This window comes from Methylacidiphilum infernorum V4, assembly GCF_000019665.1.
Lineage (GTDB): Bacteria > Verrucomicrobiota > Verrucomicrobiia > Methylacidiphilales > Methylacidiphilaceae > Methylacidiphilum > Methylacidiphilum infernorum.
Genome location: NC_010794.1, coordinates 1,375,605 through 1,400,612, shown reverse-complemented (window position 1 = coordinate 1,400,612; position 25,008 = coordinate 1,375,605). Strand labels below are relative to the sequence as shown.

Here is a 25,008-nt window from a genome sequence, read left to right as displayed (position 1 = left end):
GAATGGAGACAAAAAAAAGGAGGTTGATAAATGGCACAAGCGACAACGCAAACGGTATCGATATCCATACCGGAGAAGTCAGCCTTCTCTTGGAAAAACCTATGGATCGCTCTGGCGGTCATAACGGTGTTTGAAATCGCCGTTAACGTCTATGAGCGGACCTTTGCCATAGCCAAGGGATTGGACTACTTTACTCCGCAGTATCAAACCTATTGGATGAGTATTCTTTATACCGAGCTGATTCTCGAGCCGACCACGCTCATCGCGCTCTGCTCCTGGTTATGGGTGACCAGGGATCGTGCGATGGAAAATCTTGCTCCTGCAGAGGAGTTGAGGCGGTATTGGAACCTGGGGTTATTTGTGGTGGTTTATACCGTGCTCTTGTACTGGGGAGCGAGCTACTACACAGAGCAGGACGGCACATGGCATCAGACGGTGATAAGGGATACGGACTTCACACCTAGCCACATCATCGAGTTCTACCAGAGCTATCCTATTTATATTATAGCTGGGGTAGGATCGATGGTGTATGCGATGACGAGACTTCCTGCCTATGCTAGGGCCTTTTCCGTGCCCTATGCGGTGCTGGTAGGCTCTCCCTTGATGATATTCCCCAACGTGGGATTGAACGAATTCGGTCATACCCGTTGGTTCATGGAAGAGCTGTTTGTGGCACCCTTGCACTGGGGATTCGTCATGTTTGGCTGGGGAGCTCTGGCTATCCTGGGAACGTGGCTACAAGCTTGCCCAAGAGTGTTAGAACTGATCAAGCAGGTCTACTATGGCAAGCCGGCTACTGCTCCAGCGGTTGTGTTAAATGAGCCAGAGAAAGTAACAAAAATGGAATTGTGCGAAATATAAGTTGAAAAAAAAGGGCGGGAAGCTTATTATTATCACCGGGGCTTCCCGCTCCACCTTCTCTAGGATAATTAGAGGTAAAAAAGATGAAAAATTTTCTAAAAAAAAGCAAGAATAAAAATCGGTTTAATTGGGCTACTCTCTTAGTCGCGTTTTTCTTTTCTTTTTTCCTATGCTTCTCCTCTGGATGGGCCCATGGCAGGTTTATTCCTTCAAAACCTTTGTGTCCGATTCAGAAGAAAGGTGATTTTGCCATTCACATGGATGTTTTTCCCCATTCCAAGCTTACCGATCTTGAAAAATGCGGCACGGTTTATTGCCATGAAGTCCCCTTTGTTGGGGATATGACCCTTGTCTTCGATTTGTATAGCGTTCAAAATGTTCTTAACCATACCCCGGTCCGCATTGAAATCTATGAAGAGCCGTTGCATCGTGTAACGACTGCTATTCCTCCAACCGTTTATGCCAATGGAATCGCTACCATTCCCGTAAAATTTAGTCATCCCGGCCGTTATAAAATTATCCTTCATGTTCCCCGATCGGCTTCCGAAGAACTTTTGAATAAAGTCGAGTCCATTACCCAGGATCAGCTCGCCCAAGATATCGATTTCGTGTTCCCTTTAGCCGTGGGCATGCAGAAATATACCCTTGGATGGGTGGCTTCATGGGGCATGGGATTGCTTCTCTTAACCTTTATTGTGAGTTTCCTTCTTTATGATGAGCGTTCCTTCCTGGTTAAATGGAGAATGAAAAAGATGGCAGAGGATGATGAAGAAGCCGAATAAAGGCTAAGCGTTTTATCCTTGCTTTCCTTTCGATAAAAAAAAGAAAAACGGGTGGGCAATTCTTTTTGTTCCCTTTTCAGGTTTTTCCTTTTTAAGTAAAGAAAGGATCTTATCTAAATCAACAAAATAAGAAGCTTTTATGGTCAGCTCAAAAACCAGCCGTATGGCCATGGCGGCTGTTCCCAAAATCAATCCTACGGCTGTCGTTATTTTTGGAGCGACGGGGGATTTAACGCAAAGAAAAATTATTCCTGCTTTTTATCATCTCCGGTTGCATAATCGACTCCCCGAGCATTTTGCCATAATTGGGTTTGCCCGAAGACCTTATAGTGAAAAAGAATTTAGAATTCTTTTGAAACAAGCCCTTGAGGATTACTCACATACACACCCTATTGATCTGGGTGTTTGGCAATGGTTAGAACAAAACTTGTTTTATCTACAGGGAGACCTTGCCAATCCTGAAGACTATGTCAAGTTAGCCCACTTTTTGGAAACATTGCCCGACGCCAAGTTTTATAAAGGAAACTTTCTTTATTATCTGGCTACAGCCCCAAAATATTTTGCAATCGTGGCTGAAAATTTAGCCAAGGCGGGGTTGAATCCAAGAGCCGGAGAGCTAGAACATAGAAGGCTAATCGTAGAAAAACCTTTTGGGACAGATTTAAATTCCGCCAGAGAACTGAATGCCATTCTCCAAAAATATTTTCCCGAAAAGAGCATTTATCGTATCGATCATTACTTGGGGAAAGAAACGGTACAAAATCTTCTTTACTTTAGGTTTGGCAATTCGATTTTTGAACCTTTATGGGATCGTAAATATATCGATCATATCCAGATAACGGTTGCAGAAACCCAGACTATAGGGAGCCGTGGTGAATATTATGATTCTGCGGGTGCATCCCGAGACATGTTGCAGAATCACCTCATGCAACTTTTTAGTCTCATTGCCATGGAACCCCCGGCTTCTTTAGAAGCAGAATCGATTAGGGATGAGAAAGTAAAAGTTTTAAAATCCGTTCCTATTCCGTCTTCAGAGGAATGGTTACGCAATAGTGTTCGAGCCCAGTACGGACCCGGGATACTAGGAGGAAAAACCGTTAAAGCCTACAGGGAAGAAGATAAAGTATCAAGAAAATCTTTAACGGAAACCTATGTTTGCGTAAAACTAGAAGTGGATAATTGGAGGTGGAGTGGAGTCCCTTTCTATTTAAGAACAGGAAAAGCCCTGGCTAAACAATTTAGTGAAATATGCATTGTTTTCAATCGTCCCCCTTGCGTTTTATTTGCAAACAGCACCAAGAAAGTGGCCAGGAATTGGTTAAAGATCAGGATTCAACCCAACGAAGGCATACACCTTCTTTTTAATACTAAAGTCCCTAATCAACCCGCTCTCGAAGAAGCCAAAATGGATTTCTACTACCGAAGATATGGAGGGCATTATTTTCCCGAGGCCTATGAAAGATTACTCCTTGATGCCCTGGCCGGAGAATCCACCCTCTTTACCCGTTCCGATGAAGTAGAATATGCCTGGAAAATTATCGATGCCCTAAGAAATGCTTGGAATGAGGAAGAGTGTGATGCTATCCCCCTGTATGCTCCAGGCTCAATGGGACCTGTCGAAGCAGATGAGCTGTTGCGTAGAGAGGGGAGGTATTGGGGCCCCCCTCCAAAAGAAGAAGAAGACATAGGGGATGGAGAAAGTTAGGGTTTGAACAGTTGATTCATGAGTTGATCTTTCTTGATTTTTCCTGTACGTTTTACATTGTGTTAACCGAAATAACCGGCGCTACGGCGAGTTCCGCCGGAAGGCAGGCCTGTGGAGAGGAAGGCTCTGGCTACTGTTGGAAGATGGCGCTGCATCCGGCCTCAATGAGTAAGTCTGTCAGCTTTGTTCCTGTTTGAGCTGGAATGAGTAAGTCTGACGCAACGGTACTCCATCAACTCGTCAACCATCCCGCCCTTTAGGGCGGGGCTTGCGGGTAAGCGCAGGCTCAGGTTGACCAGGGAAAGCGCTACCTAGTCCGCTACGTTGCATGGAGAGCAAAAGACCGACGTTGGGATGCTTCCTAAAGTCCCAACCTCTCGAAGCCAGAGTTGCAGCCGACCACAAGAGCAAGGGAGCTGGCGGACTCCGGCATACGGCAGGCATGCAACATTCCCGAGGGGAGACGCCCCGCAAGGAGCGCCTAACAAGGCCCGTAAGGGCGGGAAAAATGGCTCCCTCAAGGCTGCCGGGGGAGCCCTAACCGACGGAGGCCGCACTTTCCTCCCCCGCCTGAATGCTGGGGCATCAAGCGCGGAAAGACGATGATGAAACGGATAGAGACGGTAATTTTCGAAGGTGAGCAAGAGTGGTTGAATTATCTCTGCGCTTCTTTTAAAAAAATCGTAGAGAGTTCCTTGTCAAACGCCCTTCTCTGTCATGTCGCTTTATCGGGGGGAAAAACTCCTTTTTCCTTTTATGAGCGGCTAACCAAAGAAGATTTACCGTGGGAAAAAATCTGTTTTTGGCTTGGAGATGAACGTTGGGTTGCCGTTAATGATCCCCAAAGCAACGAAGGAATGATTTTAAGGGCTTTTGGCGACATCTCTAAGAAATTCCAGTTCTATGGCTGGCATCTTTCCGAGGATCCCCAACAAGCCGCTTTTCTCTATGAAAAATTGCTGATAGAAAAAATCGGTAATCCTCCTATTTTTGACTTGGTCTTATTGGGTATTGGAGAGGATGGCCATACGGCTTCCCTTTTCCCCGGCTCTGAAGCCTTGGAAGAAAAGAACAGGTATGTAGCGGTGACTTCAAATCCATCGAATGGCCAGATCCGGTTAACTTTTACCTTTCCTTTGCTCAACCGGGCTCGTCAAGCATGGTTTTTGGTTGCAGGTAGGAAAAAACAAAAAGTGATCGAAAATATCCTTTTATCTAATACTGATTTGCCCGCGGGAAGACTCTCGGTTAAGAACCAATGGCTAATCTGGCTCAATAAAGAACCTTCCTTTTGATTTATGTTACCGTGAATAAAAAAAGAGAAGAGATCGACCAAGCTATGGCAAGAAAAAGCTTTCCAGGAAAAAGAACGTCCGTGTTCCTGCAGTTGGTATTGGGGATTTTTTTTTTTAAAGAATGGGTAGGAGGGGCCGATTTGGGGAAAGGGGATGACGGCCTTTTTGCACAAGCTTATCAAGACGCATTAGTTGCTTTCAAGAGGCTGAATGTGGACGAAGCGCAAAAGGCTATTCTAAAAGCTCAAGAATTAAAGCCTAAAGATCCACGAGCGATAGTCTTGGCAGCACGAATATTTTTACAAAAAAAGGAGTACAACAAGGCGGAAAAGGAACTTTACAAGGTTTTTAAGATCCAGCCCGATTATAGTCCCGCCTACCAGTATTTGGGAGAAGTTTTTTATGCCAAGAAAGATTACAAGGAAGCCCTGTACCGATTTGAGCAGGCGGCTTTGCATGATTCTTCAAATAAAGAAATCCTTCTTAAGAGGATCTATTGCATGATAGGCTTGGGGAGGGTGGATTCGGCAGAAAGCTTGATTGCGGGCTTAAGCGCATTTGATGAATCCTCTCCCGGCTATTATTTTGCCAAGGCAGCTCTTTGCCGGGTGCTTAAAAAGTATAATGAAGAAAAAAGCCTGTTGGATACGGCTCGAATCATTTATGGTAACGATGCTTTTAGCCAATACCTTCACGATTATGAATCCTTGTTTGCCAAAAAAGAGACTTTAGATTAAATTGTGGGCTGCTTTAGTAAAATTACAGGCCAAGGCCTTATAAAAGGCGGGGTAGCCAAGTGGTAAGGCCGGGCTCTGCAAAAGCCCTATGCGTGGGTTCGATTCCCACCCCCGCCTCGGTGCTTTCAAGGTCGTTATGGAATAGAAAAAATGCAGCGGATAGGTAACATCCTTTGTGTGAAATGATCTACCTGAAGATATTCAACTGGCTTCTGAATTCTTCTTTTCATTACATGCTTTCTAAAGAGCTGGGCGTTTTTTGGTATTCTCTAGCTATTGGAATAGCCCTAGGTGCCCTTTGTTGGATTGTTGCCAGTACCTACACCCTTTTGTGGAATGTCAAGTTTAGAGCTACCCCACTCCATCATTTTTTTTGTGGCCTGGCTGCGGTGGCGACAACCCTATTTGTCGTCCTGTTTTTTTCCTTGAAATTTTCGAAGGAGGTAGGGAAGACGGTTGTTTTGAGCTGGGCCGCTAACCTCTTGAGGGATTCCCGGTGGGAAGATCGGACGTTGGCCCAGGCTTACGAGACGGTAAGGGCTGCCGGCAGAGAAAGGTTTCTCCCTCCTCCTCAAGCGCAGTTTGTGCCCTTGGTCGATCCTTACTCCAGGGCTATCGTTGCCGATATCTATGCAAGGAATGCTGCCAATGATTTTACAAAAAACCACCCGGCTCTTTCTTTAATCATCCGTCCGGATATTGCCATTCCGAGCCGGGTCTTGCTTCAAGACATGAATAACTTTTTTTTGAACAGCCCCCAAGTTTACCCGGTGGATAGGGCATTAAACGTGGTCACCTATTATCTTATCTCTATACTGGATGCCCAAATGGGCAAGCTGGTCGTTTTGTCTCGAAGCCTTTTAGTCATTCTTTTTTTTCTCTTTCAACTTGTTCCTTTTAGCTTGATCGGATGGGCGGCATACAGGGATATACGCATAAGGACCTAAGACCCTGACTTTAAGCCCCTCTTTTCCTTTCTCCCTTGGAAAAAAAAATTTCTTGTTTTTGGATTGACTCATGAAAAAATAACAAGGGGGGGGTTGATACCATGCTTTGTGACTGGATTAAAAATGCAAAGAAAAGAGATGAAACTTGAGCCAAAATGAATGCCAATCATTTCATCATCGGGTTAGGAGGCACGGGAGGGAAAGTCATCCGGGCTTTCCGCAAAACCATTTTCCAGGAATTCCGAAAGGTTGATCCTCCCGACATTAGGCTGTCCTATTTGTATGTCGATTCCAGTGACGAGCTGATGCGGCTTGATGATCCGAGTTGGAAAGTTCTCGGTCAAAGCGTTCAGATTCCTCCTACCAGTCAACTTCTCATTAAATCTTCGAATCTTGCCGCCATTCTTGACGATCTGCCCAGCTACCCGGGAATTCAACCGTGGATCGGCGATAAAAATGTATGGAAAGATATTCTCAATAGCATCGTTGGAGACGCCAAGGGAGGACAGAAAAGAAGGCTGGGAAGATTTCTCTTCGCCAGTCATGCCGATGAATTTTGCAGCAAGCTTACCCACCTGGTTAACGAAATGCAAAAAGGAGGTCAACAAAATGTCACTTTCCATGTTTGTTGTGGGTTGGCTGGGGGAACGGGCAGTGGCACACTCATCGATTGTATATGCCAAATCCGGAAAAATTATCCTGATCCCCTTGGATATAGGATTATTCTTTATACCCTGCTCCCCGAAGAACATCCTAAACCCAATTGGAATACCGGTAACTACCATGCCAACGGCTACGCCGCCTTGGTTGAACTCAACGCGCTTAGCATCGGCAAGTTTAGTCCCTGTGATATAGCAGGAGATGGGAAGAAACTGGAGGGGCTTAAAGATCCTTTCAACGGTTGTTACCTTTTTACCAACTTTAATGAAAATGGCCTTGCCGTGGATGTTGCAGAGGATATTCCCAATATCTTGGCCGATTTCCTTTACCAAAAAATAGTCACCGTAAGAAATATTAACTGGGAGTCGCTGGGGAGATCAGAAAATGCCGAGAACGGCGATAATTCCCCTGAAACTTTACCAGGCCTCAATGAACCGGTCCGCTCGAAAAGATTTTTGACCTTCGGGGTCAAAAGAATAGCGGTTCCGGAACCCGAGATTGCTGAATACTTGACCTTCCAGTTTGCCAGGCAAGCAGCCCTGCAACTGCGTTATAATAATTGGTCGGAAACGGATGGATTCTTGGCCGATCCCCGCAATTTAGACATGGTCAGCTATGTGAGTAGTCCTGAACAGCTTGAAAGATGGATGCTGACCGACGAGCATTTTATTCTTTCAGCCCCGATTCTCGAATCGGATGGGTCAGGAACGAAATGGCAGCCGATAAGTCGTTATTGGATGAATGCAACGACGAATTTTAAACAGTATACCCAGGAAAAGGATCCGGCGGATAAGTGGCTGGACCGGATGAAGGGTTTTTTAGACGCCAGGTTCCTGGAGCAATATAGGGGACAGGGGGTCAAAGCTTTTTACGAGACGGTGGGGCAATCGACGAGAGAAAGGGCCAGGGAGATACGTCAAAGGTTGGAGCGGGAACTTTTTTCGGAGTGGATCAATGGAACGAAATCTGCCCATGAGATCAGCCTCCTTCTTGGAGCCTTGATCACCCATCTTAAGGGGAGGTATGACCGGATTGAAGAAGAAATAACCAAACTGAAGCCTAGGGAAGAAGAATTGGCTAAGAAATTAAAGGATCAGGAAAAAGAATGGGCTAAGATTGGATTAATTTCGGATATGTTCGGGAAAAGAAAGAGGCTTTTTGATGCGGCCTCGGTTGTTTTGCAAGATCTCTATTCTAGCCGAACGGCGATCGAAGGTTGGCAGTTTGCCAAGAAATTCCTGCCTGTCATTATCGAAGAAATCGTTTTGTTAAAAGCCGATGTGGATAAGGCCGCCTCGATGATCGCCGAAGCCTTAAAAACGTTCGAAGACCAGATTGCAGCTCGATGTGCAGACCAGGGAGGAATAATCGACTTAAGAAAGCAGGTTATCCGGTTTTACGATCCGGAGCTTGTTAAAAGCGTAACAAAAAGATTAATCAAGGATCAGAAGGAAGCTACGACGCAGACCCAGAGAGTGCGTACGGCGCTGGCCGAAAAACTGGGAGAAAGACTCGATTTTAAGACCCTTAACGAGAGGGTTTCAAAGACCGTCTTTTTGGATACCCTGGAAAAACAATGCATGGAAAATGCGAAGATCGCCCACAACAACTTGGTCCAAACCGCAGCCGAACGGTTGATCGGGGTAAGTATTATTGAAAAACTCAAGGATAGATATTCGGATAGGCAATCCTTAAGACTTTACTTGGATGGGGTTGTCAAAGCGGCGGGTAATTATCTGCTCTTTAACGCGGATGAAAAGAGAAGATCGGGACCGGGAATCAATCCTGCTGCTCAAATTGGAGTGTCCAATTTTACCGTCATACTGCCCAAGGCAGCCGAAATGGAAGATTATTTGAAACTTTTAAGAGAAGTCTTTTTTGAATGTATTCGTAATCCGAGCAAGGAGTTTATAGAAAATGACAACAGGCCGAACGAAATTATTCTTGTGAGTATAACCAACCTGTTCCCCTTGCGCATTGTTCAGCCTGTTTTTTTTCTTAAATCAAAATACTTGGAAAGGGTCAGTGGCCCGGATTCGAAAAGGGCGAGGATGGAACTCCATATCGAAGGGGATGGGCAACTCCTCCCTTCTCTTTTCGTCCCGTCTCGCTCGGAAATGGAAGAGAGGATAGCCCCGGCCCTCCTTCTAGGGATGGTTCTTAAAGAAAAAGATGACGGCGGTAATGAAAGAGAACTGGTTCAAAAATGTCAAACCGATACGGGAGGATTTCAATTGGGCTTTATGCGGAAAGATGAATATGGGTTTGACCAGCCTGTATATCTTGGAGGAGAAACTTTTTCTGAAACCCTCGCCAATATTCGAGAAGCAGAAGGGCTGTTGCTGGAAGAGAAAGTAGCTCTTCTTCTTAGCAATCCTGAGTATAAAATTGAATCTCAAAGGAAAGCGGCGGAAAGTGCGATTGTGAAGTTGGTTAACGGCCTAAGGCAATCGATTCCTCCAACCGACCCTAGGGCTAAAAAACTTCCAGATTGGGGTAAACTGGCTATAAAAAGGATCCGGGGAGAAATCTGATTTGGTCAAAAAACCCGATGATAAGAAAAGGGATCTGCAATAACTTTGGGAATTGTCCGAACAAGGCCGACCGCCGCAGCGTTATTGAAGTTCCCGGGGACAAGGAATTTGTCTGCCCGGATTGTGGCAGTCCGCTGATCCCTCTTGAGGAGTGGAACAAAAAGAAAGGAAAGAAGTTTTTTTTTCCTTTGCTTTTTATAGCCTTGGTTTTGCCGGGAATCATCATTGTCTTGGGTAGCCATTTCTTTAGTTCCAAGGAACAAAAAAAGGGGATGGGCTTGGCTACTTCCCAGTTGCAAATTCTTTTTGTTCTTAGCGGTGAGAATAGACTTGTGGAAAGCCTGGTTCGTCCCTTGGTTTTAGGTTTTTTAAACGACGTGGTAAAAGGGAAGAACCCGGAGTGGATTGAACACGATCCAAAGGAAAGCGAAGTGGCGTGTGAACTGCCGGGCGGGAAAGCCAAGGGCTTGATTAAAATTTTTACCGAGTCTCCAAATTCCGGGTTTATGCGGATGGCTTCGATGAAGGAACCGGTGGGGCTCTTTTGCTGCCGGAAGGTTACCCCTGAAGAATTGAAAAGATTCCCCTTCGATATGACTTCTTCCGACCATGAATATGTTATCGGGCAAAGCGGAGTGGTGGTTTTCGTCAACGGTCAAAATCCTATAGATTCCTTGTCCCTAGAACAATTGCAAAAAATCTTTTCCGGACAGCTTACCGATTGGAAAGAATTAACCCAAGGATTTAAAGGAAAAATCATGCCGGTCGTTCCGGCTGAAAAAAGCTTTTGTGGTTGGCAAAATTTCGCCAACCTTTTTGGAGGTGGCCTGCAACAGAATGGAAAAGAGCAAAAAGCTATCCCTGGAGATGAGTTCAAGAAAAGGATATCGAAAGATCCCGGAATTTTAGGGATAGAGGATTTTTCGAGGTTGTCGGCTACCGTCAGTTCTGTGAAAATTCTTTCCCTCTACATGAAAGGGGCAGTGGCATTCAAGCCTACTCCGTTGACCATTGGGACCGAAGCATATCCTTTATCTTACCGGATCTATTTCTATGTTTCTCCGAACGGTTCCTCGACATGGATTCAAGCATTTATCCAATACATTTTGTCGGATGCAGGTCAAAAGGTCGTTTCTTCTCGGGGTTTTGTAGGCAGCGGACTCAAGGAAGAAAGATCTTTAGTTAATCTCAGCCCGCTCTCGAATGAACCCATTCCTGCCGATGCCTCGACAAGGTATCGAACCTTGGTGAAAGATTCGACAAGGGTCCCTTTCGATATCCGGTTTCGCTTTGGAACGGCGGAATTGGATAACAAGGGAAGAGTCGATATTCAAAGGTTGGCCCGATTTCTTTCCGAAGCTGAGAATAGCGATAAAGGGGTTCTCTTGATCGGTTTTACGGATAATGTGGGAAGTCATACCTATAATCTAGGTCTTTCTTTGGAAAGAGCCCAAAGTGTTGCTAAAGCCCTGGAAAGTCGAGGCATTACGGTTGTTAACGTGGCTGGGGCGGGTGAAGAAATGCCCGTAGCCTCAAATGAGTCCGAAGAAGGAAGAGAAAAAAATAGGCGCGTAGAAGTCTGGCTCTGTCCAAAAAAGAAATAAGGAGAAAGACTTGAGGCTTAATTTTTTTAATTTTTTTGTGACATTTTTAATAAATTATTTTATTCTAAAATGGGATTTTAGAATGACATGAGAATCAGCTTTAATGATCCTATTAAAAGGTCTTCCCTGACAAACAATGATAATGGGAAAACGAATAATATTGAAGAGGAATTTTCTTTCGACCGACAAAAGCCTAAGTCCAATAAACAGGCTCCCTCTGTTCGAAAAGGAAGATGTATTAATTTTGGGGAATGCGAGGAAGCGGGTAAACTCTTAGAAATTCCAAAGGATGAAGATTTTGTTTGTCCTTCCTGTCGGCGTCCTCTTGAAGCCATAGCTCAAAGGAGCGTAAAACGATCTTTTATCCCGCTTTGGGCTGCAGGAGCGGTTGTGGCTTTAGCCCTAGTCTTTATTTTTTTATTTACCGCTGGAAAGTCTTTATTCAGTGGATCCGGTGGCTTATTCAATTCTTTTGTAAAAAAGCCCACAGTCCTTCAAGCTGAAGAAGCGGTTAAGGCTCAACTGCCTAGGGGATTTGATTTTATAGACATCAAGGAAAAAACGGCGGTTAAAGATCAAGATGGCAATTGGATTATAGAATACGATGTCACCGTGCGACCCAATACCGCTTTGTACTGGGTGCCAGTTGGACCTATTCTTCCCGGGAAAGAACGGTTGGAAGCCGTTCCCAAAGATCTCAAGCCTTGGGCGAAATCCCACCTCAAGGATCTCCTTTTTACCCTGGATCAAGAACCGGGAATGACTTATTACCAGGACCAGAAGCGGACGGCCTTTGAAGCCAACCAAGACCTGACTTTTTCTTGGAAAACGAAAGCGGTTGAGCAGCCGGATAAAAGTTGGAAGTTTCTAAATCAAAACAATACTTTTCCCTGGAATCAACTCCAAGAAGTGACGGCACCCGGGGTAGAAAAGATCGTTTTGCGTAATGCTTTTGATTTATCTTCGGCAATGAGGCAGGAAGAAAGCCAATGGACCGATTATGCCAACCGGCTTAGGGATATCGATAAACAGGCAGCCCAAGCCGCGGAAGAGGCCCGGTCTGGAATATCCGGGCCGGGAAGAAAACCCAAGTTTTTACAGCCGGGAACGGGTGGACCGACGACAGCGGCTGAAGGGGCGGCTATAGGTGCAGGAGGAGGTGCATTGATTGGAGGGCTTGCGGGTGGACCTACCGGGGCAGGATGGGGTGCACTGGGAGGAGTTATACTTGGTGGACTTGGGGGAGGGTTGTATTCGTATGAAAAAGAAAAAAAGATCTGGCGTGCAAGAGTGGCTGCCTATCATGCTGCGGTAAGAAGGGCTGAAGCCAGGGCCAGGGAAGAAAAAGAAAAACTTCTTGAGCAATATGCCCAAGAACTCAGGCAAAATGCCGAAAACCGTAGGCTTGCTTTATCCGGGTTGAATCCCTCTTCTCCTTATTCCCCTCTTTCTCCCCAACAAGCTCCTGTTCCCGCTTCCATCCCGGCTTCTCCAGTAAATATTCCTCAGCCCCCTCCTTTTGCATCCACTCCACAGCCCGCTTATCCCGGCTATCCTCAAACTCCCGTTGCTCCTCCTGGAGGTTATGGGCCTCCGGCCCAGGGATCTCAATCTTTTCCTCCCCCTTCTTTCCCTTCTCAACCCTCCCCTTATCCTGCCTACCCTCCTCAATCGCCGCCTTCAACCCCTCCTTTCCCTTGATTTTTTTTAAGACTGCTAAGTACGGGTAGATCTTTCAAAAAAGCCATGTTGCATGTGTTGAGGAATTGACAAAAAGAAGGTAAAAATTGGGCTATTCCATATTGGGCTTGCCTCTTCAATTCCTTGAGACGGGATGGTTCATGGGTAGGGGATAAAGTTTTAAAGTCGTTGGATAGGATAAAGAAAAACTCTTTTCAAATTATGATGGCTGATGGTCTAAACTTGTTAAAAGAGTCCTTCCAACTGTTTTTGGGCCAGCGGCCTCTTTTTTTTTGGCTTACTCTCGTTTTTTCCCTGTTTGTAGCCGGTTGTTGCTGGTGGTTGGCGAGCCACTATACCTTGCTGTGGAATAGAACCTTTAGAGTCAAACTTCTTCATCATTGCTTTTGTGCCGTGGCCTCTTTGTTTAGCTTTGTTTTTGTTTCGACTTTTGTATGCCTTGGATTTGCCAAAACCGCAGCCCGGGATCAAGTAAGTCGGTGGGGAGCCCAATTAATCCTGGATGTGAAATGGAGAGATGAAACATTTAACCTGGCAAGGAACAAGGTTTGGAACCTAGGCATTGAACATCCTAATGCGTGGACCGATCCTCATTTTATTCCGGCTACTCAATTTCAAAGCCGGTTGGCCGTGGCGACTGTTTTCACAACCCAGGCTGCGGAAAATTTCCTTGCCTTGCATCCGTTTCTTGGGGCTGTCCTCCATTTAGATATCAGGAGAGCCGAAGAGCTGGCGAAGAAAGACATGGATAGCTTTTTTAACCAAGGAGGGAATACTTATTACGACACCAGATCGGTAGAATTAATTTCGCGTTATCTCATCTGGTCCCTGGACCAACAGACCCCCCGGCTCTCTTTCCTATTCCGTCTTGGCCTCGTGGTCGGTTTTCTTTTTATTCAATCCCTTCCCTTTGGACTCATTGGGATTGCTGCCTACAAGGACATAAAGGTAGAGAGCTGAAAAGAAAGCTATTCTAGCTTTTTCGGATCGATGTCTGCCACTTCAATGGCTACGAGCCTGTCCAAGAGGGCCAACTCGGTTCCCGTGGATTGGGCTAATGCGACGATATAATTATGGAGGTAGCTTTCGGCGATAAGGGATTCAACGGTTATGGCAAGTCTTTGCCAGGATTCCATGAATTCAAAGGTTTCCTGGGGAGAAAAGTGAGATGAAAATTCTTTTTGAAGGGTCATCAAGATCCAACCCCAAATGGAAAGCATCATCGGGTTTTTGACTTTCCTTTTAATGTGGATTACCCCGACCGCCGATTGCCAAGCCCAGTAGTTAAGGTCAAAAGGACCCGTTATGGTTCTCTGCCACCAGCGTTGCAAGTCGGGTTCCCTTAAGGGTCGTTCTCCGGGGTTGAAAATGGACTGGGTCGAAGGATACCCGAACAGGGTATCATAGAATCCCTTGACAATCTTCTCTGAGAGTCTCTCGTGGAAAGGCTTAATTCTTTGAAAAAGGGATTCGTCCTGGGAGTTAAACCTTAAAGAGGAGGGAATCATATTGATTATGGACTGGGTAAGTTCTTTAATGTTCGTTTTCATGGGAAGGGAAAATGGTGAAAGAAAAATAGGAAAACAGAGGAGATAAATCAAGGAAAAAGATTAAGAATAGGTTAGAAAAACTTAAGGGCGGAAATCATTCATTGGGAATTGATAGAGACGACCAGTTCATTGAGAACCTTCTTCGCATCTCCAAAAAGCATGATTGTTTTGGGTGAGTAGAACAGGTCATTGTCAATGCCCGCAAATCCCGTGGACATACTTCTTTTAATAAAAAGGATCTGTTTAGCTTTGTCGACATCGAGTATGGGCATTCCGTAGAGGGGAGAGCCGGGATTCTTTTTCGCCGCAGGATTGGTAATGTCATTGGCCCCAACTACAAGGACGACATCCGTTTCGGGAAAAAGAGGGTTAATTTCTTCCATCTCGACAAGCTTATCATAAGGAACATCGGCTTCGGCCAAAAGGACATTCATATGGCCGGGCATCCTCCCGGCAACAGGATGGATTGCAAATTTCACCTCGATATTTTTGCTTTCTAAAACATCGGTCAATTCCTTGACCACATGTTGAGCTTGGGCTGCAGCCATGCCATAGCCGGGGACAACGACAACTTTTTTAGCGGCTTCAAAGAGGATTGAAGCTTCCCTAGGGGAAAGGCTTTTAACGACTTTACCATCTCGAGAAGGATCGACAACCTCAAGGACTTGGCCCATTCCTCCAAAAAGAACATTAGTAAAGGAGCGATTCATCGCTTTGCACATCTGAATTGAAAGGATAAGTCCAGAACTGCCGTCCAATGCCCCGGCGATGATAAGCAGTTTATTGTTAAGCAGAAAACCCATGAAAGAGGAAGAAAGACCCGCATAAGCATTGAGAATGGAAATGACCGTGGGCATATCCGCTCCCCCGATAGGCAACACCAAAAGGATTCCAAAAAGGAGAGAAAAGCCGATCAAAGATATAAAGAGAAAAGGATGAAAGCCGCCTTTGGCAACCATGTAGGCTATCAAGAGCAGGCAGGAAGAAAACACGGTCAAGCTTACATAATTTCTTCCCGGATAAAGAATCGGCCGCGTTGGAATGATTTCTTGAAGTTTAGCAAAGGCTAAAAGACTACCCGTAAAAGTCAAGAAACCGAGCAGGACCTCTATGGATAAGACAACGAGTTGGGGGAAAGAAAAGCTATCAGCTTTAAGGAAGTATTCGGTTGATCCCACGATGCCCGCCGCCAAGGCACCAAAAGCATGGGAAAGGGCGGTTCTTTGGGGAACGGCAGTCATAGGCATGAGCACGGCCATGGGGGTGCCTATGGAGGAGCCTAAGACTATTCCAATAGCTATCCAGAGATAGCCGTGAATCTGGGGCTTGAGAAGAGTGGCGACTATGGCTAAAGCCATTCCTGCACTCCCCGCCCAGTTTCCCCACCTCGATGTTTTAACTTCGCTCATCCATTTAAGGGAAAGAATGAAGAGCGCAGCAGAAGCAATGTAAACAAATTGAATGATGTCCTCCATAACCCCATTCTCCATCAAACCTACTTGCTTTTTCTGAACATCTTGAGGATCCTGTCGGTAATGAGAAAGCCGCCCACGGCATTGATCGAGGAAGAGATGATAGCAATGGTTCCTAAAACAACGACCCATGTTTTATCTCCTTCCCCCGCGAGAGCTATCGAACCCACCAAAGAAATAGAAGAAATGGCATTGGTTAAAGACATCAGGGGAGTATGGAGCAGTCGCGAGACATTGCGTATTAATTCCAGTCCCAAAAATGAGGCTAAAACAAAAACATATACATCGGTAAGCCAATCACCCAATGTCATGGATTAATCCTCCTTTGTGATGAAGTGCTGCTATTAAAAACGTGCGCAAATATAAGTACCGTTTTCTTTCTGCCCCGACGGGTCTTGCCGAACCCATTCGTATCTCACGGGCCTGGCTTTCCCGGCTACGGCAGAGAACCTCTCTTTGGCAGCGCGGCCATTGCTGGGCGAACTCGCCAGAGATAGGGCAGTTGCGGTTGCCAACCGTTCTGTGTTCAGTGCATTTTCCATAATCACCATTATACATGAATGCGTATGCAATACTAGGGTCTATCTCCTTAACGAAGTTGTTGGTTTAAGGCAGCAAGAACTTTTTCATGGACAATTTTCCCTTCACGAACAACCAAGGTGTTTTTTATGATTTCATCTTCCCAGTGAATAGATAATTTATTTTCTTTAAAAAAAAGTGAAAGAAAGGATTGGATATTCTTGGCATAAAACAAGCTTGCTTGGGGTGCCATAGAAGAGGGTAGATTAAGGGGGCCGTGAATGACGACATGGTTGTGGACGACGGTTTTTCCCGGGACGGTTAATTCGCAGTTCCCGCCCTGTTCCGCAGCAAGATCAACGACGACCGTTCCCGGTTTCATGTTCTCAATAGCTTCCTTGGAAACGAGTTTCGGCGCTTTTATTCCGGGAACAAGAGCGGTAGTAATCACGATATCGGCTTTCTTGCACTGATCGATGATGAGCTGGCGTTGTTTTGCGTAGAAGTCTTCAGATTGGGCTTTGGCATAACCTGATCGATCCTCAACATCGCGTGCAGCAATAGGAAGATCGACAAATTTGGCTCCCAAGCTTTCCACTTGCTCCTTCGCAACGGGCCTAATATCATAAGCTTCAACAAGGGCGCCTAACCTTCTAGCCGTGGCAATAGCTTGTAAGCCGGCTACTCCTGCACCGATAACAAAGACCTTGCAAGGGGGAATCGTACCCGCCGGGGTAGTAAGCATGGGTAAAAACTTGGGGAGCGTATGGGCTGCCAAGATAACGGATTTATAGCCTGAAACGGTGCTTTGAGAACTTAAGGGATCCATTGACTGGGCCCGACTAATTCTAGGAATAAGATCTAGAGAAAAAGCGGTAAGATTATGTGTAGCGATTTCCTTTATTAATTCAAGATTTAAAAGCGGATACATTAAGGCTATAAGAATAGCATTTTCAGCACAGAAGGGAATGTCTTCCAACTGGAGAGGATGAATGAGACAAACGATGTTTGCTTTGCCCAGAACGTCGTAGCCGTGAGCTAAAACTTGGGCACCTTTATCGATATAGTCTTGGTCAAAATAGCCGGCATTAGCTCCGGCACCGGATTCGACAAGAACGTCCAACCCTAACTTTGAAAAAGAGGGAAGAACGTCCGGAACTATGGCAACCCGATTTTCACCGGGAACCTTTTCTTTAAGTACTCCAAGGGATGCCATACTTTTTTATTTCACCTTTAACAGAAAGAATAGGAAACTATTATTTTCTCATCAATAAATCAAGCCCGTATTGCTTTCTTTTTTACCCTTATTGATGAACCGATCTTTTGGCTTTCATTCCCTTTCAAGGAGCCTGGATAGGCTTTATAATATCTTAAGGAATCGAATTTTTCAAAATAAAAGAAAAGCTCTATCCCTTGCTAGGTTGTTCTGAAAAGGGACATCAATGATTTATTTCAAGACCGTTTTGGGCTTTTCTTGGATCGCCAGATTGTGGAGCTGGGCAAGGGCACTGTTTAAATCACTTTCCGTATTTTTTCCATAATTATGGCGGCAAAAATACATGCAACGAAGAACGACAACCTGTCTCATTAGGTCTCTTACTTTGATCAGCTTTTCACGCCAGCTTTCAAGACCTTGTTTTGTCAGGGGATCGTTTAAATCCACTGAAAAGTTTTCTTTTAATCGGAAACGCCCCATCCCGTAGACTTCTTCGGTGTCCAATGTCGAGGGCGGATGAAAAAGAGGCTTGTAATGAAGTCCATCATCAACAAGATGGACAAGCCAAGATGCCACAATGGCAGGGGTTTTTTTCTTATCGATATAATCGATATTTAACGTAACGATTTTTTCGCCGGCTTCGGGATACAAATCTTTATAAAGAATCGCCGAAACTTTTTGTTCAATCTCTTTATGTTGATGGGTAAGGCTAAAAAGAGAACTTCCCCCATGAATCAGCAGAAGAAAAAAAATCCAAATATAAAAAAATAGATTTTTATCCACTCCATAATATACCCGGAAAAAGAATTAAAATCTATAGTTTAGGTAAGAGAAAGATCAATGGCCCTGCTCCCTGTTAAAACTTGTAAACCAAGGTGGCTTGGATCCAAAACGGCATTCCAGCTACAATATCCTCGAAATTAAATGTCCTTGTTCCGTTTGCTCCCATTCCAAAAGCAAGCCAATAGGGTTCGTTGGTAAAGTTATAAAAATAGAGCCTCGCCTCCCATCTTGGAGCGGTGTAAAAAAGGGTGGCATTGAGAATAAACTGCGTAGGGATATGGGTTATATAATTATATCCTAGATACTGCTCGCTCATGACCAGCCCTCCCATGGTTATCCCTATCCCGCTATCGAGTCTGTAAGTAACAAGGCCGCTGAAAATTTGTTCTGGGAAGCCAAGAAAATTGTAAATTCCCACCGGATACATTTGGTTGTTGTTTAAAGGAAGGTTCTGTTGCAAGGCAAAAGCTGTCGAATAGGTTTGGTACATGGGAGGTCCATGTCCTACGGATGTCCAGTCTTCTGTGCCATGCATGTAGGCATAACCCAATTTGGCCCAGAAATGACGGCCAGGTTGATAATTTATACTTGCCTCAAAGCCGTTGACCGTGGATGGTGTTGCTGGACCGGCCCTATTGTTAAGGTAAGTAAACTGGGAAAAGGCATCAAGAGCGGCAAATAGGGAATGCTTGAGGAGATCAAATTTAAATCCCCCCTCGTAGAGCTCGTTGAGCAAATGGAACTGCGAGGGTCCAAAGAAGGGAGAAAATCCCCCCATGTCCGCAGCATTAACCACGTAGCCCCAGTTAAAATCGAAATAAGCGCTTAACCAAGGAAAAACTTTATAAACCGTTCCACCGTCCACTAGGGGAGTGAGTTGGGTTGTTGAGAGTTGCTCAAAAAGGATGGGAGGAGTTCCGGGGGGAGTTTGGGCTGAAACAAAGTAACCCGTAGCCCGGGCTCCTATAATAACCGAAAGTCTCTCTGTTATGTTTATGTTGTCCAGGATAAAAGGGGAAATGGCTCCATAATGACAATCGGTGCTTCCTGCTGCCAAGTTGGCCGGTTCAAAATAGTAACCTTGAGGTGCCCCGGGTATCGGCCACTCGCCTCCAAAAGATGCTTTGGGATTGCCAATCCTGGCTTGAAAGTACTTGGAAAGTTCTGCGTTCCAAAGGAGGGGATTTTGATTGATGAGGCTGTAACTGTTCAGCACGATAAATGAATCAGAGTTATAATCGAGATTTTTTTGATAATGCATTTCCACTCCTCCGTCCAGGGAGTGAGAAAAGAGTACCTGGCCTAGAACAGGATAGCTCGGTTCTTTCTCCTTTTTTTCCTTCCCTTGAGGGATTGTATCAAAATAAAGCCGGCATTCGGTTCGGTTGTCGATTTCATAATCTCCGCGGCAGGATTCGTCGTAAAAAAGAGGATGAAGAATCCATTGATCATCGTGATACCAGAAAAAAGTGTTGTTGATTACTTGGAAATCTTCATTGATGAAAAATTTTTGAATGACTTGGGTCAGTCCTGTTGTCCCGTAGCCTCCATCCGTGGGGTTGAGGAGTACATTTCTGCGACTGATGCCTACGGGAGAACCTAGATAGGAAGAAGCAGGAGGATTGTTGATTATCCCCGTGTTGGCAAGTGTAGGAGAGAGGGCCCCGGGGAGATAAAGGCCCTCATCGATGAGCTCTTGGGTGGGTCTATTGATCATCCCCCACATCGGGGTAAAATCATAAGTGCCTAAATCCGTGTATAAATCGATAGAATAAGACTCCGTAGGGTGATAGCCTAGGGCTAGATAAAAATTTTGCTGATCATTCCTTTGATATTGGTAGTAACTCCCGTTTTCTTGTCCCATGTAGCTAAAGCGGTAAGCTAATTTTTTATCCTTGTCGATGGGTCCTCCTATGTCCGCTCCCCACATGTATTCCTCATACATTCCTAGGGTATCCCACATGTAGCCCCGAAAATTGTCGAAGTAGGGCTGCTTGGTGATATAGTTGATGTAGCCCCCGGATACTTGGGTGGCTCCAAAAACGGCATTTGAAGGCCCCTCGACAATATCCATCGATTCGACCATGTTGTAGTTCCAGGGGATATTTTGTTCAGAATTATTATTTAAGGTTTCTTCAATCCCATTAATAAGGGTTAAGCCGTTGCGGCCGCGAATGGTCGGTGCGCTGGCTATCCCATAATTAATTTGGGTCAATGCGGCCGGAACAAGAAATGCTGTAGAAAGAGGATCTAGGTATCCAAACTGTCCGATACCTGCCGACTGGGCTAATCCATGGGAAATCGGGGTCACGCTTCGAGGAATATCGATAACATCAAGGGGGATAGCATATACCGAGGTGTTCGAATGAGCCGTAGGTAAGATATTCTCCGTTGGTCCCACCGCCGTTACGGTTACCTCGGGTAGGGTAGCGCTCGGGTCGTTGTTTTTTTGCCGGTTACTTCCGGAAGTCGTCTCATTTGGCTCGGAAGGATCTTCAGTATTTATATTCCCCGAGTTGAGGGGTAAAGAAGAATTGCTATCGGTATAACCTATTGCCGAAAGACAAAAAAAAAGGCTGATGAAAAGACTGCACAGTTTCTTTTGAACAAGGCAAGGGGAAAAAAGGTACTCTTTGGCTTCAAAGTTTCTTGGGATGAGCAAAGTTTTCATGAGAAATTTGGTGTTAAATCTTACAAATGGAAGGATAAGTATTTTATAAAATACATTTGTTTTATATAAAAGACATAAGCTGATTTTATGCCAGCATTTAATCCATTTTTATAAAAAAATGGAGTTGGATCGAAAAACGGTAGAGAACAAGGGGGTTAAATAGGGATAGAAAGAATTGCCAGCTTTTTTTTCCTGGATGGGCAAAGTGTTGTAGAATGCCATAGCGCAGCCGAGGGAGTGACAAACTCGACAACAAGTTGAAGTTATTAGCTTAGCCCCTGAATTCTAGGCTTGGGCATGTGCAGAGGTTAAAGAAGGTGAAGAAACAATAAGCCGATTTCGTAGAGAGGAGAGATCCAATGACTTAAGACTGATGAGCCGGCAGCTTGCCCGAGAAAAAGGGTCCAATTTTAAAAGAAAAAAATTAAACACCGTAGCATTTTGACAAAAGTGAAAGATTCTGACAAACTATTTCTACAATTGGCGTTTTGAATTCTTTTTTTGCTTTTAGCGGGTGTAGTTCAATGGTAGAACACGGGCTTCCCAAGCCTGAAGCGAGGGTTCGATTCCCTTCACCCGCTCTTTTTTTTTCGTTGTTGTTTAAGAAAGGAGGTCTTATTTTTATTTAAAATGATCGTTATGGGGAGAGATGTTAAAAAAGAAACTTTTTTGATCCCTGTTTTCCAAGTCCTATTTATTTTTTATTTATCATCATTCCTAGCCTTTTCCGCTCCTTTATCAAGAAGTCCGGCCGTGATTCCCCAAGATCTTTTTTTGGATATTTATGTGACCATTCAAGAAGGAGATAGGAGCTTGGAAAAAAAGGATTATCAAGAAGCTTCTTCCAAGTATAAAGAAGCTGAAAGTAAACTGCTTGAGTTAAAGAAAACCAATCCAAAATGGGAACCAAGACTTGTTGAATACCGCTTGAATTATGTGCATGAAAAACAACTAGAAATACAAAACAAACTAGCCGGTTTAGCTGTAAATCCCACCCAACCTTCTCAAGCCCAAGAATCGGCTGAAAGCAAGGCCTTGGAAAACAGGCTTAATGAAATTGAAGAAAAGTTGGCCGACTTGGAGAAAGCAAAATCTGGGCTTTCTAAAAGTCCAGAACAGGCCAAGCAGACGGCAGAAATCCAGGATCTTTTCCAAGCCCTTCAAAAAGAACTTGTGCAAGTCAAGCAAGCAAGAAAGAAGCAGCTTGAAGCTCAAGAACAAAGGATTAATGAACTAACCACTCAGGTTTCTTCCTTGCAAAAAGAATTGGCACAAGCCCAGGCCCAAAGCAGAAACAGTCCTGAAGTACTAAACTTACAAAAAAAACTGGGCGATTTAGAGGAAGAATTGAGAAGAGCCAATGCTGCAAAAGCCAACCCGAAGCAAGCTGAAAGTGAAGTAGCAAAAATGAAGGATCTTGCTCAGAAAGTGCAGTCTCTGGAGCTCGCCCTAAAACGGACGAAAGAAGAGCAGTTGCAGATTATACAAAAAAATCTGGAACAAAGTACAAAAGCAAACCAAGTCGTTCTTCTTGAAGAAAGGGTCCAAAAACTGGAGGCTGAATTGGCCCAAGCCAGGCAAGAACAAAATAGAATGACTCAGCTTAATCCTTCTTTGGTGGATTACCAGCAACTGAGCCTTTTAAAAGAACATATGCAACGGATTGAAGAGCAGATGGCTAGGCTTTCGAAGAAAAGCGAAATTCAGAGTCTTCAGACGCGTACGACAGAAAATGCCACAGAGGTGGAAGCGCTCAAGAGCAGGGTCAATAAACTTGAAGAAGAACTGGCTCGCAGTAAAAAGCGAGAGGAGCAGCTATTGGGATCGGTCAGTAGCCAAAATGTGGCCCTTCAAAAAAAGGTTATGGAATTACAACAACAGTTAGCCAAAGAAAAAGAAAAGTCGTTGGCTCAGGATCAACTTCAGGGGCTAAACCACCGGCTCCCTCCTTCTCCAGCTCTCCCCAACAAGGAAACTACGGCCAGCCAGCTCCAGCAAGTAACTCCCCCTTCATCCCCGGAAGAAACCAAAGAAAATACAAAGGAAGAATATGGACAAGTAAAGGGCGGCCCTCAAGTCTCTTCTTCACAGGCTCATCCCAAGAAGAGAAGAAGGCGTTATAATCGTTCCGCTGAAGAAGAACTCGTTCATTCATGGAAGAAAGTTAAAAGAGAATTCTTTTCCCTTTTTAGGTAATGTTTCTTTTTTTGCCTTTTTTTTCTCTTTGTTTCATTTACTTTTTTTTCTGTGTCTCGGATCCCCCGTTAAAAGGAAGGGGAGAAGGGATCAAGAGTTGCTGTCATGAACCCTTACCCGAAGGGCATTGGCATAGGGATATCCCTGCCACCGTATTTTGGATAGGAACGGATATTACTCAATGGAGTCCGAAGGGGATTTTTAGAAGTGCTTGGGATGAACATTGGATCAGAAATTATGGAGGAGAAGATAGCCCTAAAGCAAGGGCGGGTCTGCTTCCGGGAACGCACGCGGCAACTCTCAATCCCTTTTATGTGGCTCTTCCCTTTAACGACGTTGCCTATCCCCGTATAGCCAAAAAGTGGATTCCTTGGTACGATTCGAGCCTTTCTCCTGGGAAATCCCAATGTAAGGGTCATTGGGTAGAGATAAAGAACAAATGGGAAAAAGTGGTATATGCCCAGTGGATGGATGTTGGACCCTATGTGGCGGATGATTATTGCTATGTATTTGGATCCTGTAAACCGAAGTCGAAATCTGGAATTGATGTTTCTCCAGCGGTTAAAGAATACTTGGGGCTTGGAGGAATGGATAAAGTAAGTTGGAGATTCATTGCAGAAAAGGAAGTTCCTCATGGGCCATGGATAAAATATCTTGAAGAGGCTATCCTCTATTCGGTAATCAAGAGAAAAGAATCGGAAGACAAAAATCGTTCTCAAAAAGACTTCCCTACAAGACAGAAGCGGAGTAATCGAAAAGAGTAGGATAGGATTACTTGAAGTGAAACTTTATTTTAGACAGGTAGGGCAAAAGGGAGAGAGTGTGTTTTTATTCCATGGCTTGTATGGAAGTAGTTTTAACTGGAATGCCGTTGCTCAAGATCTTGGCCAATTGTATAGGGTCTTTGCTTTCGACTTAAGAAACCATGGACTGTCGCCGAAAGCAACTTTTATGGATTACCCCCAGATGATTGGAGATGTCCTGCAAACCGTTGGCCAACTTGATATTTTCCCCGTTTATATTGTAGGTCATTCCCTTGGAGGAAAATTGGCCATGGCTTTGGCACAAACTTTTCAAGATAAGGTAAAAGGCCTTGTCGTGTTGGATATTGCACCCGTTGATTATGGACAAGAGGTCTTGGAAATGCATCTAAGAGTTCTTAAAGCTTTAAAAGGATTGCCACTAGAACATATAAAAAGTAGAAAAGAAGCCGAAATTTTCCTTTCTAAAGAAATTGATGAGGGCAGTCTTGTGCGTTTCCTTCTTACAAATCTGGTTTACGAATCGAACAAGTATGGATGGAGAATAAACTTGGAAGGAATTGAAAATTCGATTGAAATATTAAATTCTTTTCCTCACATGCCTGCTCAATATTTTGGGAAAAGCCTCTTTGTTTTTGGTGAAAAATCCCCTTATTTTCATCCTTCTTTTATTCCTAGAATAAGGTTTTCTTTTCCTGGAGCTTCCGCTGTCATTTTACGGGGAGCAGGACATTGGATTCATTATGAAAGATTCGAAGAATTTATGGAGCTGTTACGGCTTTTTCTTGGAAAAAGTGAAAATACTTTATACTCTTATCTGGCAAGGTCGCTGCGGACTATTTAAAAGTTTCATCTTTTTTATGGCTTTTCTTTACGGTTGGATGAAAATAAGGGCTGATTTAAGCCTTGGATTGATGGTATGGAGAACCAGTTGGAGGGAAGTTTTTTTTGTAACAAAGAATTGTAAGTCGTTTATTTTCAATGCAAGAGCTTAAAAAAATTATAATTTTTTCT

The 25,008-nt window shown here is 44.5% G+C and carries 19 protein-coding genes and 2 tRNA genes; 15 read left to right on the top strand and 6 right to left on the bottom strand.

Annotated elements, in window-relative coordinates; all coding sequences use genetic code 11:
• The first annotated feature begins 30 nt into the window (after positions 1-30).
• The 11 genes from amoC (at position 31) to MINF_RS06575 (ending at position 13,786) form a co-directional block, all read left to right on the top strand.
• Positions 31-861: a bacterial ammonia monooxygenase, subunit AmoC gene (gene amoC / locus MINF_RS06635; RefSeq protein WP_048810233.1), complete on the top strand. Its 831-nt coding sequence runs from the start codon at positions 31-33 to the stop codon at positions 859-861.
• Between the two features lie 83 nt (positions 862-944).
• Positions 945-1,643, top strand: coding sequence for a hypothetical protein (locus tag MINF_RS06630; protein WP_012463834.1), 699 nt, complete (start codon positions 945-947; stop codon positions 1,641-1,643).
• Positions 1,644-1,782: 139 nt separating this feature from the next.
• The gene (zwf, locus tag MINF_RS06625; RefSeq protein ID WP_148205179.1) at positions 1,783-3,348 is read left to right on the top strand and encodes a glucose-6-phosphate dehydrogenase; all 1,566 of its coding nucleotides are present in this window, start codon (positions 1,783-1,785) and stop codon (positions 3,346-3,348) included.
• Between the two features lie 602 nt (positions 3,349-3,950).
• Positions 3,951-4,643 (top strand): 6-phosphogluconolactonase, encoded by a 693-nt coding sequence (pgl, locus tag MINF_RS06610; RefSeq protein ID WP_012463831.1) that lies wholly within the window; start codon positions 3,951-3,953, stop codon positions 4,641-4,643.
• A gap of 11 nt (positions 4,644-4,654) precedes the next feature.
• Positions 4,655-5,380 carry a tetratricopeptide repeat protein gene (locus MINF_RS06605; RefSeq protein ID WP_238523457.1) on the top strand — a complete coding sequence of 242 codons (726 nt, stop codon included), beginning with the start codon at positions 4,655-4,657 and terminating at the stop codon, positions 5,378-5,380.
• A gap of 45 nt (positions 5,381-5,425) precedes the next feature.
• Positions 5,426-5,497: transfer RNA gene (locus MINF_RS06600), tRNA-Cys, on the top strand.
• 65 nt (positions 5,498-5,562) lie between these two features.
• A complete protein-coding gene (locus MINF_RS06595) occupies positions 5,563-6,327 on the top strand; it encodes a hypothetical protein (protein ID WP_048810230.1) in 765 nt (254 codons plus the stop codon).
• 155 nt (positions 6,328-6,482) lie between these two features.
• Positions 6,483-9,521 (top strand): tubulin-like doman-containing protein, encoded by a 3,039-nt coding sequence (locus tag MINF_RS06590; protein WP_012463827.1) that lies wholly within the window; start codon positions 6,483-6,485, stop codon positions 9,519-9,521.
• A 17-nt stretch (positions 9,522-9,538) separates the two neighbouring features.
• Complete coding sequence (locus MINF_RS06585; RefSeq protein WP_012463826.1) at positions 9,539-11,125, top strand: phosphate ABC transporter substrate-binding/OmpA family protein; 1,587 nt, start codon at positions 9,539-9,541, stop codon at positions 11,123-11,125.
• An 87-nt stretch (positions 11,126-11,212) separates the two neighbouring features.
• Positions 11,213-12,826 (top strand): hypothetical protein, encoded by a 1,614-nt coding sequence (locus tag MINF_RS06580; protein WP_148205177.1) that lies wholly within the window; start codon positions 11,213-11,215, stop codon positions 12,824-12,826.
• Positions 12,827-13,027: 201 nt separating this feature from the next.
• Positions 13,028-13,786: a hypothetical protein gene (locus MINF_RS06575; protein WP_148205176.1), complete on the top strand. Its 759-nt coding sequence runs from the start codon at positions 13,028-13,030 to the stop codon at positions 13,784-13,786.
• A gap of 8 nt (positions 13,787-13,794) precedes the next feature.
• Here the strand turns inward: MINF_RS06575 and MINF_RS06570 are convergent, their stop codons facing one another.
• From MINF_RS06570 to MINF_RS06540, 6 genes are all read right to left on the bottom strand, one after another.
• Positions 13,795-14,376, bottom strand: a complete 582-nt coding sequence (locus MINF_RS06570) for a protoglobin domain-containing protein (protein WP_048810494.1) — start codon at positions 14,374-14,376, stop codon at positions 13,795-13,797.
• 98 nt (positions 14,377-14,474) lie between these two features.
• Complete coding sequence (locus MINF_RS06565; protein ID WP_012463820.1) at positions 14,475-15,851, bottom strand: NAD(P)(+) transhydrogenase (Re/Si-specific) subunit beta; 1,377 nt, start codon at positions 15,849-15,851, stop codon at positions 14,475-14,477.
• A gap of 20 nt (positions 15,852-15,871) precedes the next feature.
• Positions 15,872-16,159 carry an NAD(P) transhydrogenase subunit alpha gene (locus MINF_RS06560; RefSeq protein ID WP_012463819.1) on the bottom strand — a complete coding sequence of 96 codons (288 nt, stop codon included), beginning with the start codon at positions 16,157-16,159 and terminating at the stop codon, positions 15,872-15,874.
• 278 nt (positions 16,160-16,437) lie between these two features.
• Positions 16,438-17,583, bottom strand: a complete 1,146-nt coding sequence (locus MINF_RS06550; RefSeq protein WP_012463818.1) for a Re/Si-specific NAD(P)(+) transhydrogenase subunit alpha — start codon at positions 17,581-17,583, stop codon at positions 16,438-16,440.
• Between the two features lie 231 nt (positions 17,584-17,814).
• On the bottom strand, positions 17,815-18,366 hold the full coding sequence (locus MINF_RS06545) for a hypothetical protein (protein WP_012463816.1): 552 nt from the start codon (positions 18,364-18,366) through the stop codon (positions 17,815-17,817).
• Between the two features lie 73 nt (positions 18,367-18,439).
• A complete protein-coding gene (locus MINF_RS06540; protein WP_012463815.1) occupies positions 18,440-21,037 on the bottom strand; it encodes a TonB-dependent receptor in 2,598 nt (865 codons plus the stop codon).
• Positions 21,038-21,547: 510 nt separating this feature from the next.
• Here MINF_RS06540 and MINF_RS06535 point away from each other — a divergent pair.
• The 4 genes from MINF_RS06535 to MINF_RS06520 all read left to right on the top strand — a co-directional run bounded on the left by MINF_RS06535 (position 21,548) and on the right by MINF_RS06520 (position 24,838).
• Positions 21,548-21,618, top strand: a tRNA-Gly gene (locus MINF_RS06535).
• A 172-nt stretch (positions 21,619-21,790) separates the two neighbouring features.
• Positions 21,791-23,233 (top strand): hypothetical protein, encoded by a 1,443-nt coding sequence (locus tag MINF_RS06530; RefSeq protein ID WP_238523455.1) that lies wholly within the window; start codon positions 21,791-21,793, stop codon positions 23,231-23,233.
• The gene (locus MINF_RS06525; RefSeq protein ID WP_012463813.1) at positions 23,233-23,997 is read left to right on the top strand and encodes a hypothetical protein; all 765 of its coding nucleotides are present in this window, start codon (positions 23,233-23,235) and stop codon (positions 23,995-23,997) included. Before MINF_RS06530 ends, MINF_RS06525 begins: the two co-directional genes overlap by 1 nt.
• Positions 23,998-24,013: 16 nt before the next feature.
• Positions 24,014-24,838, top strand: a complete 825-nt coding sequence (locus MINF_RS06520; protein WP_012463812.1) for an alpha/beta fold hydrolase — start codon at positions 24,014-24,016, stop codon at positions 24,836-24,838.
• Positions 24,839-25,008 lie beyond the last annotated feature (170 nt).